This is a genomic window from Polaribacter sp. P097, assembly GCF_036864555.1.
Taxonomy (GTDB): domain Bacteria; phylum Bacteroidota; class Bacteroidia; order Flavobacteriales; family Flavobacteriaceae; genus Polaribacter.
Window position 1 is genome coordinate 218,195 of record NZ_JAZETJ010000002.1, and the last position, 11,511, is coordinate 229,705.

Here is an 11,511-nt window from a genome sequence, read left to right on the forward strand (position 1 = left end):
ATGAAAAAAGTATTTTTATTTGCCTTTTTGTTTTTAAGTATAGCATCAATAAATGCTCAAAATAAATTGATTAAAGAGCGATTTATTAAAATGCAACAAGCCTTGTTAGATAAAGAATTTGAAAAATCATTAGAATTTACAGCAGAAGAGCTTTTTGAGATTGTACCAAAAGAACAATTAGTATCAGTAATGGAGGCTACTTTTAACAATCCTAAAATGCAAATTGATTCTGACCTACCTAAGGTTTTAGATATTTCAGATGTTTTTCAGGTAAATAACAAGTTTTATGCTATTCTAAAGATTACAGGTAATCAAAGAATTAGAGTTTTAGGAGATGATAATAAGGCTTTAGGTTTAGATGATAGATTATTGTATGCTTTAAAATTAAATTTTGAGCAGCAATATGGAAGTGAAAACGTAAAGTTTGATGAGAAAACTAAATTTTTTAATGTAATTGTTAATCAGACTATTGTAAGTATTTCTTATGATGGAGAAACGGATTGGAAATATTTAGCTATCGATAATTTAAAGCTTGAAATTATAAGTAAATTACTGCCTCAAGAAGTTTTAAATAAAGTAATCGAAAACGACTAATCTAAAATTTCAATGGTCATTGGTATATCATCCACTGGCCATTCATCTACACCCACTTTTACTTTAGATATTTTATCTAAGGTATCAAAGCCAGAGATAACTTCTCCAAAAACAGTATGTTCATTATCTAAATGATGTGCACCATTTCTTTTGTGTACCATGTAAAATTCGAATGGACTAGAGAGTTTGTTTGGATTATTTTCCCATTGTCTGGCAGCAGCTAAAGCACCATATTTGTGCTTTCTATGTTTACGAAATTCTGGTTCAAGCAAATAGTTACCATATTTTCTTCGCTGTTTTTGCGTGTACAAATTGTCTGAATTACCTCCTTGAATTACAAAGTTTTTGGCAACTCTATAAATTACAGTGGTATTAAAATATTTGATTTTTGTTAGAAAAATAAAATTGGCTCTATGAACAGGTACATCTTTATACAAGCGCACTTTTATATCGCCAAACTTGGTTTTAATAATAACTTTAGTTTCTGGGTTCTCTTTGCCATATGCTGTTAAAAAAGCTTCAGCATTAAATCTATTTAAGCTGTCCCAAGCTTTGACGACCTTTTCTTCTTCTTTCTTTTTTATTTCAACCTGCTTTTTTTCTTCTAACTTTTTTTTCTGTTTAGGAGCTGAGTTGCATTGATACAAGAAAATGGCAAATGCAATTAAAGAAAGTCTAAAAATAAATTTCAATTTGGTTGAATTTGAAGAATCAGCTTCAAATATAAATCATCAAAATAAAAGAATAGAAATATTTGATGATTTTATAAAAAGTTTAGTTTTTTAAGGATTATGATTGCAGTATATTTGTAACATATGGAAGAACAAGTGATTTTAGTTGATAAAGACGACAATCAAATTGGCACAATGCCCAAAATGGAAGCCCATGAAAAAGCCCTTTTACATAGAGCGTTTTCAGTATTTGTATTCAATGAAAAAGGTGAGTTAATGTTGCAACAAAGAGCAGCACATAAATACCATTCGCCTTTGTTATGGACGAACACCTGCTGCTCTCATCAAAGAGTAGGAGAGAATAATGTTGAAGCTGGTAGAAGAAGATTACAAGAAGAAATGGGTTTTACAACAGAGTTAAAAGAAGTGTTTTCATTTATTTATAAAGCGCCTTTTGATAATGGTTTAACCGAACACGAATTAGATTATGTGTTAATTGGTAAATATGAAGATAAACCAGTTATTAACGAAGATGAGGTTGCAGCTTATAAATGGATGCAATTAGAAGATGTTAAGAGTGATATTGAGCAAAACCCTGAGATTTATACTGAGTGGTTTAAAATAATTTTTAAAGAATCTTATAAAAGACTAACTAATGCCTAAAGTTACAGTTCACAGAAAAGCACATTTTAATGCTGCACATCGTTTATATAGAAAAGATTGGTCTGATGAGAAAAATTTTGATGTTTTTAATAAGTGTAGCAATCCTAACTTTCATGGGCATAATTATGAATTAATTGTTTCTTTAACTGGAGAAATTGATAAAGATACAGGCTACGTTTACGATTTAGGAATTTTGAAAAACCTGATTAAATCTGAGATTGAAGAATGTTTTGATCATAAAAATTTGAATGTTGAAGTTCCAGAATTTCAAGAATTAAATCCGACTGCAGAAAACATTTGTGTTGTAACTTATGATAAACTTAGAAAGCATTTACCAACTGACTTAGAGCTGAAGATTACACTTTACGAAACGCCTAGGAATTTTGTGAGTTATTCTGGTGAATAAATAATTTTACTTTCTAATACCCGTTCTTCTAAAAGTTTCATTTTCTACTGCATCTTCTAAGTAAGAATAGTTGTAGTAAGTAAAACCTACAAGATTAACTTTGTTATAGAGATTATTTCTTTTCATTTCTTTAATGAACTTTTCTTCAATAACATCTAAAGAATGGTAATTTAGGTATCCCTTCATAAATTCTACTTCAGAAGAAAAAATAACAGAAACTTCTGGTTTGCATTCACATTTTGCAATAAGTTTTAATAGTTTTTTTACTACTGTAAAACTGTTTTCTGGAGTATTGGCATAACCACTTATTAAAATTCGATCTGTGTGTTTGCTTATTTTATTAATTTCACTAGACTTAAAATTGCCTAAATACGCTTCAGTTTTAATTTTGGTATCACTTTCTTCCGCAAGCAATTCCATTATGGAAAGCGATTCTTTATAGTAGTTGTAACTACCTTCTCTATTACATGGTATTCCGTTTTTTCTTAAGTAGTTTTCACAATAATATCCTCCTAAATTAGAAGAGTCGTATTTCCAATATTCATATTCTAAATTATAAACATCAAACTTTTCATTTGGGTCTGTTCTACCTGAATTGTAAGGTGCAATTTCATCCACAAAGAACCCTCCACTTTCTCCAGAAGCAGCGATTTCTTTTATTCCGTAAAACTTTCTGGCTTTCACCATAAAATTTACAAGAACTGAATTTTTAGTATTATCTGCTAAGTGAAAAAGTTTCTTATCAATCTTATCTAGTTCATATAAAATTAAACTAGAAAAATTATTTTCTTTAGCAAAGTTGAGTAATTTAATTTCTTTTTTCTCATCACCCAAAATAGATTTAAAACTATCTACGTATAGAATGCGTTCTTGAGAAAATATTGGAATTGATAACGATATCAATAAAAGAAGAAGAATACTTTTTTTAGTATACATAATGTGGGGGATGTAATTAATTTTTGGCTTGATGTATTAATACCCATTAATACATCAAGTTAAAAATAGTCATAATTAACTAAATATCAAAATAATAGGAGGTGTTTTTTAATTGTGAGCCGAAAACTTTTCGACTTTACGAGATTTTTAAATGATTAGAAAGTTTTGATAATGGTTAGTTTTGACTGTAAGAATAGTAGCTTATAGCCTTTTCTAGGTAAGAATAAGTTTGGTAGCTAAAACCATCTAGGTTTAGTTGTTTTCTAAGTTCAAGACTTTTACCATTCATTTCTTTAAACAGTAAAGATTCGCTTTTACCTAAGCTATTATGCTTAAACCAATAACCCATATGATTCATTCTAGTAGAAAGCAAAATAGACGTTTTAATACTACTATTTAAATTCATTATTAGTTTTAAGCTTTTTGTGGCAGAATTCATTGCGGTTTTTGGATTTTTACCAAAGCCATGTATAATTACACGATCGCACAACTCGTTAATTACCTTCATTTCTTCTTTAGAAAAATAGGCTAAATAGGCCTCTACCTTAATGTTGTGTTTGTTTTTAGATGATAAAGAATTTAGTTCTTTTAAATTATTTACAAAATATTGAAAAGAGCCAGTTCTTGTGCATGCCAAGTTGTTTTCTCTCAGGTAATTTTCGCAATAATAGCCATCATCACCAGAAGCATTTTTAGACCAATATTCAAATTCTAAATTGTAGATATCAAATTTTTCAGAGCTTTTAGTTCTAGTATTGTTGTAAGGATCTATTCTATTGGTAAAAAAGGTTGCACTTTCACCAGAAGCACCAATATTTTGAACACTATACTTGGTTTTTGCTTTAGAAATAAACTCTGCTAAAATTCCGTTTTTCGAAGCATCTGTTAAAGACCAACGTTTATCAACCTTGTTTAGTTGATATAATATTAAAGTTTTAAAGTTATTTCGTTTTGCAAATAGTAGTAGTTTATCTTCTTTACCAGGGTTGCCTAAAATATTGCTAAAATTATCTACGTATAATGTTCTGTCTGAACCATATAAATTGATGCAGAACAAAAGAATTAAAATAAAAAGTAATCTGTTGCTATTCACTTTACTCCCCAATAAATTAAACGTTGCAAAAATACGTAAAAAAGAAGTTTATCTAAATTTCAAAATGGAGTATTCATTATTTAAATTAATACTTAATAATTTATAAATCATAAAATCAATTTTTCTTAAAAAAGAAAAAGCCTAAAACTAAGTTTTAGGCTTTTTTATATAGGTGTTGCTTATTACTAGTTCAAAGGTTTTCTACCTGATATTAAATTATATAATACTGCAATAATTGCTACTACTAATAAGATGTGAATTAAATTTCCTGTTGCAATTCCTGGTGCTAGACCTAAAAAGCCTAATAACCAAACAATAATACAAATAACTGCTACTAACCATAATATACTTCTCATAATTTCTGTTTTTTTAGTTCACTTCAAAATTATATTTTTTATATCTTGAAAATTAACGCTATCCATTTTAATATTATCTTTGATGATATTTTATAAGTAGACTATGAATACAATTGCAATGATTCCTGCACGTTATAAAGCGTCTCGTTTTCCAGGTAAATTGATGAAAAACTTAGGTGGTAAATCTGTTATTTTAAGAACCTATGAAGCAGCCTTACAAACAAATTTGTTTGATGATGTTTTTGTAGTTACAGATTCAGATATTATTTACAACACAATTACAGAAGCAAAAGGAAAAGCAATTATGAGCAAAAAAGAGCACGAATGTGGCTCAGACAGAATTGCTGAAGCTGTTTTAGATTTGGATGTAGATATCGTTGTAAATGTACAAGGAGATGAGCCCTTTATAGATACAGAATCGTTAACCAAATTAATTCAAGTTTTTAAAGAAGATGCTAAGAAACAAGTCGATTTGGCTTCACTAAAAGTTCAAATTACAGAAAAGGAAGATATAGAGAATCCAAATAATGTTAAGGTTATTACTGATGTTAATAATATGGCTATTTACTTTTCTAGAAGCGTTATTCCTTATCATAGAGATGATGCAGTTGATGTAAAATACTTCAAACATAAAGGTGTTTATGCTTTTAGAAAACAAGCGTTAATCGATTTTTATCATACACCAATTACACCTTTAGAAGCTGCTGAAAAAATTGAGGCTATTCGTTACCAAGAAATTGGTAAAAAAATAAAAATGGTAGAAACATCTGTAGAATCTATAGGTATAGATACACCAGAAGATTTAGAAAAAGCTATAAAACTTTTAGAAAATCATGAATAATAATATTAAAGTTATTGCCTTTGATGCAGATGATACTTTATGGGTTAACGAAACTTATTTTAGAGAGGCAGAAGAAGAATTTGCAAAATTGCTTTCGAAATACGAAACCAAAAATAAAATAGATCAGGAGTTATTTAAGAAAGAGATTCAAAATCTTAAATTTTACGGTTATGGTATTAAAGGATTTGTACTGTCTATGATAGAGTGTGCTTTAGAATTGTCTAATTATAACATTCAACCTAAAACCATAGAAGCTATTGTAAATATTGGTAAGGAGATGTTAGAAAAACCAATTGAACTTTTAGATGGAGTAGAAGAGGTTCTAAAATCTTTGCAAGGCAAATACAAACTAATTGTCGCAACAAAAGGCGATTTACTAGATCAAGAACGTAAGTTAGAAAAATCTAATCTCTTAAAGTATTTTCATCATATAGAGGTGATGAGCGATAAAAAAGACAAAGATTACACCAAGCTTATTAATCATTTAGATATTCAACCATCAGAATTATTAATGATTGGTAACTCTTTAAAATCTGATGTATTACCACTAATTAAAATTGGTGCATCTGCAATACATATTCCTTTTCATACAACTTGGATGCATGAAGAAGTTACAGAACAAGAAAAACAAAACGAAACTTATAAAACATTGGCAAGTATTAAAGAATTGCCATCACTTTTATGAAATATTTAGACGTTGATACTTGGAACAGAAAACAGCATTATACTCATTTTAAAAGTTTAGAAAATCCTTCTTTTGCAGTTACTGTAAATGTAGACGTAACCAAGGTTTATAAAAAAGCGCAAAAAGAAGAACACTCTTTCTTTGTATCGTATTTGCATGCTTGCTTAAAAGCATTAAATACCTTTGAAAATTTTAGATACAGAATTCATGATGATAAAATCGCTATTTATGATGTAATTCATGCATCTGCAACTGTAGCTAGAGAAGATAATACATTCGGATTTTCATTTATCAATTTCGAAGAAGATTTTTATCTTTTTAATGAAAATTTTAAAAAAGAAAAAGAACGAATATTAAACTCAACAGATTTATTTCCTCCAATAAATTCAGATGATTGCATGTATTGTTCTGCATTGCCTTGGTTTACATTCACAAGTCATAAAGAGCCAGTTTCTGGTGTAAAGAATGATAGTATACCTAAACTTGCTTTCGGAAAAACGTTTATAGAAAAAGATCAACTAAAAATGCCAGTGGCAATTACAGTAAATCATGCATTGGTAGATGGTTATCATATTGGGTTATTTTTTGAAGAATTTCAAAGCCAATTAGATAAAAACACCTAAATTTGCATTTTAAATAAAATAAGTAATGGCAAGTATTAAAAACTTAAAGAAAGATATTAATTACGTTTTAGGAGATGTTATTGAATATGCTTTAGATGTATCAACATTAAAAAATGAACCTAAAAAAGGTGATGAAATCATAGATGAAGCAATCGAAACTTTCGATGCTTTGATTGCAAAGGTTCATGCTAAGAATGTTGAAAATAATAAAAAACACTACAAAGAGATTAATCAAGAATTAGAAACTAAGGCAAGAGCTTTGGTAGAAAAGATTAATGCTATTTAAATTAACATTTTTTAAGGAAAATTTTAAGACCAACATTTTTACAAATGTTGGTTTTTTATTTAAATTTGGTTACAATAAAGTTTTATAATAATCGTTGTATAACTATTAAATCTTTTTACTTATGGCCAGAGCAATGTTTGAATACACTAAAACTATTTTAATGAAAGTAAGTTTTAATTCAGAGTTGTTTTGTAAAGAGTTAGAAAAGTCTTTAAAAAGGTTATTGCCTTACGAAATTAAAGAACTTGCAATATGGTTAAAACACTTTACAGCAAATAAACCTGAGTTAAACCTTTGTTTGCCTCTAATTACATAGAAAAAAAAGGAAGCAATTTTGCTTCCTTTTTTTTCTATTTATTCTTTTCGTTTACGCTTGTATTTCCTCATTAATTTTCGGCCAAATTCCATTTCTGCAACTTGTAGCTTCATGATTTTTTTATAGCTAAGTACTTTTTTTACTTTAGAAATGAAAGCACTCTGAGATTGATAAATTTTCTTATCTGTTTCTAGTTTTAATTGAATTAGATCTTGTGCTTCTTTTTCTGAGATATTATCTACGCTAGTGTTTTTATCTATTGCGTTTTTAATGGCTGTTCTCATTTTATAACGTAAAGCATTGTGCTCTTTATCGTGCGCATTATAAATTGGCCAAAATTTTTCTGCTTCTGTAGTCGTTAAATTTAATTGCTCTGTTAAATAAGCAATTTTTAACGCTTTAATTTTTTCTCTGCTTTCACTTGGCTTTTGTGCAGACAAAGACCAACTAAAAAATATGCTCAAGCACATTAAGGTTAAAATATTCTTCATCTTTTTTATTTTAATTCGTTTAATAAATAACTATTATCGTCTGTGTTAATGTAATCTTCAATACTTTCATCTTCTATATCTGTAAAGTAAAAAGCATTTTCTTCTAACAGATCGTCTTCTAAAACAGAGGCAATATCTGTAGTGTGTAATGTGTTTGAATCTAACCAGTATTCAATATCAGCATCAGAAAGACTATCTAAACTGGCTGTATTATCTGTGTTAAAATTAAAGGTGTTAAGACCTATAAATAATATTATAGATGCTGCAGCTGCAAAAGGAATTACTTTTAATAATCTATCTTTTAGAGAAATAACTTTTACTTCTTTTTTACCTGATTCTACCTTAGCTAGAATAGTGTCTTCTAAACTTTCAAAATAATTATCAGAAACCTTGAAAGGGTTTTCTTTAGAAAAATTTTCTTCTGCTAATTTAGCTGAGAATTGATCTTCTATAGCATCAAAATAATTATCTGGAGTAGCAAAAGGGTTTTTATTACCTAAAGTACTTTTAATAAATTGTTCGCTATTTCTTGTTTCGTTTTCCATTATTATTTAGACACTAATTTTTGCTAAAGGTTTAATTTGTAGTTGTTTTAATATAATTTTCTATTTTTTTTACGGCATGAAAATAGGATGATTTTAAGGCTCCTACAGAGGTATCTAAAATTTGTGAAATTTCATCATATTTCATTTCGTCAAAATACTTCATGTTAAAAACAAGCTTTTGCTTTTCTGGTAAAGTTGCTATGGCTTGCTGTAAAATAATTTCTATTTCATCACCGTCAAAAAAAACATCACTTTGTAAAGTGCTAGCAACAGATTTGTGATATTCAGTAATATCTACATTTCTTTCCTTGGCTCTTTTGTTAATAAAAGTAATAGCTTCATTGGTTGCAATTCTATACATCCAAGAATAAAGTTTACTGTTATTGTTAAAGCCATCTATATTCTTAAATATTTTTATAAATGTATTTTGAAGAACATCATCTGCATCATCATGACTAATAACAATTTTACGAATATGCCAATACAAACGCTCTTTGTAAGTAGTTATTAACTTACGAAAAGCAATTTCTTTTGTTTTAGAATTTTGTAATTCTGTTATTAAGGTAAGTTCTTCTGTCAAAAAATACTTTTTCTATTAGACAGAAATTTACTGAAAAGGTTTAATTAAAAAAAAATTAGTTTCTAGTTCTAGAATACCCAAATAGTCTTTTTTGCTTAATAGTTTCTGCAATACCTTCAGGTAACATAGCTTCCCAACCTTTTTCACCATTCATAATCATTTTTAAAACGGTTCTAGAAAAGATGTCTAAGATGCCTTTATCAAAGCCTTTAATGTCTAAAAGTTTACCATTGTTTTTAAAGAATTTGTACAATTCTTTCATTCTAGGATGTACTTTTAGGTTATCGCTATTAATAAATTCGTCAGAATCTTGATCATGATAAGGATACATGTACACCTTTAAGTCTCTGTAGAATAATTTACCAAATGCCTCTAAAATTCCACCACTCAAATCTCTGTAGTATTTTTCATCGAAAATTTGAATTAAGTTGTAAACACCCATTGCAAGTGCCATTCTTTCTTTAGTAAATTCACTAAAATATTCAACCAGTTTAAAGTATTGTTGAAAGCTGGTAATCATTACATTTTGCCCTAAAGAACAAAGTAATTCAGCTCTATCTAAAAAGTCTCTTTCATTAATTTTACCTTCTGCAGAAAGGTTACTTAACGTAATTTCGAAAATAACTTGAGTTTTACTTTCTTCAACCTTGTTTTCTTGTAAGAACATCTTTTTAGATTGCTCATACATATCCATATTAACTTTAGTTACTGGTCTAAAACTACCTCTTAAAGCTAAAATATTCTTTTTGTATAATACTTGTGCAGGCAATAAGTTATTTCCATCAGGCCCAAACATAACAGCATTTGTCATTCCGTTTTTAAGCAATTGTAAACTCATTAATCTGTTGTCTACATACATAAAACGTGGTCCAGAGAAATTAATCATATCAATCTCTAGCTGATGATTTCCTAAGTTATGATAAAATGATTTTACCAATTCTTTTGGATTATCATTTAAATAAAAAGCACCATAAATTAAGTTTACACCTAAAACACCCAAGGTTTCTTGTTGCAAACGAGCATCTGTTTCTTTAAAACGAAGGTGAAGTACAATTTCATTATAATCTTCTAAAGGATCTAACTGAAAACGGATACCAACCCAACCATGTCCTTTAAATTTTCTAGCAAAATCAATCGTTGTTACAGTATTTGCGTAACTGAAAAATAACTTGTCAGGATGTTTTTGTCTGCTAAGTCTATCTTCCATTAGATTAATTTCATGACCTAACATTTTCTTTAAACGAGATTCAGTAACGTATCTATTGTCGCTTTCAACTCCGTAAATAGCATCAGAAAAATCTTTATCATAAGCACTCATTGCTTTTGCAATAGTACCAGATGCAGCTCCAGATCTAAAGAAATTACGCGCAGTTTCTTGACCTGCCCCAATTTCAGCAAAAGTTCCGTAAATATCTGAGTTTAAATTAATTCTTAATGCTTTACTTTTAGTAGTCGGTACACTACTAATTTCTTGATCTCCCTTTAAAGAAATTGCCATTTAATTTTGTATTTTAATCTTAAACAAATGTACTAAATAAGATAGCTATCAGTCAATTTTTATCTTATTTTTGTTAGCAATGAAAAAAGCTAAAAAACAACTTGAAATAACGTTTCTTGGTACAGGTACTTCACAAGGTATACCTATGATTGCAAGTAAAGACCCTGTATGTTTATCTGATGATGTAAAAGACAAACGATTACGCTCTTCTATTTTAATTTCTTGGGATGATGCGTCTTATGTAATTGATTGTGGCCCAGACTTTAGGCAACAAATGATTAGAGAAGATGTACAGTTGGTTAATGGAGTTTTATTTACTCACGAACATGCAGATCATACAGCAGGTCTAGATGATTTAAGGCCCTATTGCTATAAAATAGGAGAGATGCCTATATATTTAAATGCACGAACTTTAAAAAGTTTAGAACAACGTTTTGAGTATATTTTTAGCAAAGAAAACAGGTACCCAGGAGCACCAAGTGTTGAGCCAACTATTGTAGATAAGGATCCGTTTTTCATAAATGATGTAACCATAATTCCTTTAGAAGTTATGCATGGTCGATTGCCTGTTACTTCATACCGAATTCAAGATTTTGCTTACCTAACAGATGTTAAGTTTGTGGCAGAAGAAGAAAAAAAGAAATTACAAAATTTAGATGTTTTAGTAGTAAATGCTTTAAGAATAGAAGAACATCCAACTCACTTTAACTTGCAAGAAGCTTTAGATTTTGTTGCAGAATTAAAACCAAAAAGAACTTATTTTACGCATATAAGTCACAAATTAGGCTTTCATGAAGAAGTGTCTAATTCTTTACCGGAAAACGTTTTTCTAGCTTTTGATGGCCTAAAAATTACAGTGTAGCCTTTCGTAGTTTTAATTTTAGTGTATATTTGTTTGTAGAGCTATTGTTTACAAGACTTTAGTTT

The 11,511-nt window shown here is 28.9% G+C and carries 17 protein-coding genes; 9 read left to right on the forward strand and 8 right to left on the reverse strand.

Annotated elements, in window-relative coordinates; all coding sequences use genetic code 11:
* Nucleotides 1-594, forward strand: a complete 594-nt coding sequence (locus V7R38_RS08235; protein ID WP_334057467.1) for a hypothetical protein — start codon at nucleotides 1-3, stop codon at nucleotides 592-594.
* On the opposite strand, the gene V7R38_RS08240 is transcribed toward V7R38_RS08235, so the two are convergent.
* Entirely contained in the window at nucleotides 591-1,286 is a 696-nt protein-coding gene (locus V7R38_RS08240; RefSeq protein ID WP_334057469.1) for a peptidylprolyl isomerase, read from the reverse strand. The two genes, V7R38_RS08235 and V7R38_RS08240, sit on opposite strands and share 4 nt — an antisense overlap.
* Before the next feature lie 123 nt (nucleotides 1,287-1,409).
* On the opposite strand from V7R38_RS08240, the gene idi reads away from it, so the two are divergent.
* Nucleotides 1,410-1,928, forward strand: a complete 519-nt coding sequence (gene idi / locus V7R38_RS08245; protein WP_334057471.1) for an isopentenyl-diphosphate Delta-isomerase — start codon at nucleotides 1,410-1,412, stop codon at nucleotides 1,926-1,928.
* Nucleotides 1,921-2,334: a 6-pyruvoyl trahydropterin synthase family protein gene (locus tag V7R38_RS08250; protein WP_334057473.1), complete on the forward strand. Its 414-nt coding sequence runs from the start codon at nucleotides 1,921-1,923 to the stop codon at nucleotides 2,332-2,334. Before idi ends, V7R38_RS08250 begins: the two co-directional genes overlap by 8 nt.
* Before the next feature lie 6 nt (nucleotides 2,335-2,340).
* Here the strand turns inward: V7R38_RS08250 and V7R38_RS08255 are convergent, their stop codons facing one another.
* From V7R38_RS08255 to V7R38_RS08265, 3 genes are all read right to left on the reverse strand, one after another.
* Entirely contained in the window at nucleotides 2,341-3,270 is a 930-nt protein-coding gene (locus tag V7R38_RS08255) for a hypothetical protein (protein WP_334057475.1), read from the reverse strand.
* Between the two features lie 175 nt (nucleotides 3,271-3,445).
* Nucleotides 3,446-4,363: a hypothetical protein gene (locus tag V7R38_RS08260; RefSeq protein ID WP_334057477.1), complete on the reverse strand. Its 918-nt coding sequence runs from the start codon at nucleotides 4,361-4,363 to the stop codon at nucleotides 3,446-3,448.
* 185 nt (nucleotides 4,364-4,548) lie between these two features.
* Nucleotides 4,549-4,719: a lmo0937 family membrane protein gene (locus V7R38_RS08265; protein WP_015480489.1), complete on the reverse strand. Its 171-nt coding sequence runs from the start codon at nucleotides 4,717-4,719 to the stop codon at nucleotides 4,549-4,551.
* Between the two features lie 103 nt (nucleotides 4,720-4,822).
* On the opposite strand from V7R38_RS08265, the gene kdsB reads away from it, so the two are divergent.
* The 5 genes from kdsB (at nucleotide 4,823) to V7R38_RS08290 (ending at nucleotide 7,470) form a co-directional block, all read left to right on the forward strand.
* Nucleotides 4,823-5,560, forward strand: coding sequence for a 3-deoxy-manno-octulosonate cytidylyltransferase (gene kdsB / locus V7R38_RS08270; RefSeq protein WP_015480488.1), 738 nt, complete (start codon nucleotides 4,823-4,825; stop codon nucleotides 5,558-5,560).
* A complete protein-coding gene (locus V7R38_RS08275; protein WP_334057481.1) occupies nucleotides 5,553-6,245 on the forward strand; it encodes an HAD family hydrolase in 693 nt (230 codons plus the stop codon). The genes kdsB and V7R38_RS08275 overlap by 8 nt, the downstream gene beginning before the upstream one ends.
* A complete protein-coding gene (locus V7R38_RS08280; RefSeq protein ID WP_334057483.1) occupies nucleotides 6,242-6,868 on the forward strand; it encodes a chloramphenicol acetyltransferase in 627 nt (208 codons plus the stop codon). The genes V7R38_RS08275 and V7R38_RS08280 overlap by 4 nt, the downstream gene beginning before the upstream one ends.
* 25 nt (nucleotides 6,869-6,893) lie before the next feature.
* Nucleotides 6,894-7,154, forward strand: a complete 261-nt coding sequence (locus V7R38_RS08285; RefSeq protein ID WP_334057485.1) for a hypothetical protein — start codon at nucleotides 6,894-6,896, stop codon at nucleotides 7,152-7,154.
* Nucleotides 7,155-7,275: 121 nt separating this feature from the next.
* Nucleotides 7,276-7,470 (forward strand): hypothetical protein, encoded by a 195-nt coding sequence (locus V7R38_RS08290; protein WP_334057487.1) that lies wholly within the window; start codon nucleotides 7,276-7,278, stop codon nucleotides 7,468-7,470.
* 38 nt (nucleotides 7,471-7,508) lie between these two features.
* Here V7R38_RS08290 and V7R38_RS08295 read toward each other — a convergent pair whose 3' ends face one another.
* From V7R38_RS08295 to V7R38_RS08310, 4 genes are read right to left on the reverse strand one after another with little or no spacing between them, the layout of a single operon-like run.
* Nucleotides 7,509-7,961 (reverse strand): sensor of ECF-type sigma factor, encoded by a 453-nt coding sequence (locus V7R38_RS08295; RefSeq protein WP_334057489.1) that lies wholly within the window; start codon nucleotides 7,959-7,961, stop codon nucleotides 7,509-7,511.
* Between the two features lie 5 nt (nucleotides 7,962-7,966).
* On the reverse strand, nucleotides 7,967-8,506 hold the full coding sequence (locus tag V7R38_RS08300; RefSeq protein WP_334057491.1) for a hypothetical protein: 540 nt from the start codon (nucleotides 8,504-8,506) through the stop codon (nucleotides 7,967-7,969).
* A gap of 31 nt (nucleotides 8,507-8,537) precedes the next feature.
* The gene (locus V7R38_RS08305; RefSeq protein ID WP_334057492.1) at nucleotides 8,538-9,086 is read right to left on the reverse strand and encodes an RNA polymerase sigma factor; all 549 of its coding nucleotides are present in this window, start codon (nucleotides 9,084-9,086) and stop codon (nucleotides 8,538-8,540) included.
* Nucleotides 9,087-9,141: 55 nt separating this feature from the next.
* Nucleotides 9,142-10,584: a hypothetical protein gene (locus V7R38_RS08310; protein ID WP_015480480.1), complete on the reverse strand. Its 1,443-nt coding sequence runs from the start codon at nucleotides 10,582-10,584 to the stop codon at nucleotides 9,142-9,144.
* Nucleotides 10,585-10,663: 79 nt separating this feature from the next.
* Between V7R38_RS08310 and V7R38_RS08315 the strand changes: the two genes are divergently transcribed.
* Nucleotides 10,664-11,446 carry an MBL fold metallo-hydrolase gene (locus V7R38_RS08315; RefSeq protein ID WP_334057495.1) on the forward strand — a complete coding sequence of 261 codons (783 nt, stop codon included), beginning with the start codon at nucleotides 10,664-10,666 and terminating at the stop codon, nucleotides 11,444-11,446.
* Nucleotides 11,447-11,511: the final 65 nt, after the last annotated feature.